The organism is Streptomyces sp. SID13726 (assembly GCF_010548375.1).
GTDB lineage: Bacteria > Actinomycetota > Actinomycetes > Streptomycetales > Streptomycetaceae > Streptomyces.
The window spans coordinates 1-463 of the sequence record NZ_JAAGLY010000376.1; the positions used below are offsets into that span (position 1 = coordinate 1).

Consider the following 463-nt stretch of genomic DNA (forward strand, 5'->3'; position numbering starts at 1 on the left):
TCGGTCTGGAAGAAGTAGTCGGACCACCCGTGGACGTACAGGACGTCCAGGTAGGGGGCGGGTCCGTCGTCGCCCCCGGCCGGGGTGCGGGCGCCCCCGGCCCGACGGCGGCGCACGAGCGTGGCGACGACGTCGCCCTCGTCGTCCGGGGCGAGCGGCAGCGTGAGCTGCTCGTAGTCGTCGCCGAGGACGTCGGGCTGCCAGTCGGCCATGTCGCCGACCCTAGGCGCGCGGGCCGAAGGTCGCTCGGTACGGGCGGGGTGGCCTCCGGCCCCGGGCCCTGTTCCGTGCGCCGGGAGGTCCGGGACCACCCGTACCCCGCGCGGCTCCGCGGCCCCGGCGAGCGGTGCGGATCGTGTGGTTCTCCCTCGTGCGCGACGCCGTCGGGCGCCTTCCCGAGGGGGCGCTCCACGTGACGCTCGCCGGAGACGGCCCCGAGCTGGCCGACGCGCGGCGCTTCGTC

General features: G+C 77.1%; 1 pseudogene. It reads right to left on the reverse strand.

The window, feature by feature from the left end:
* Nucleotides 1–212 (reverse strand): annotated as a pseudogene (locus G3I78_RS48155) (hypothetical protein); the annotation flags it as partial.
* Nucleotides 213–463 lie beyond the last annotated feature (251 nt).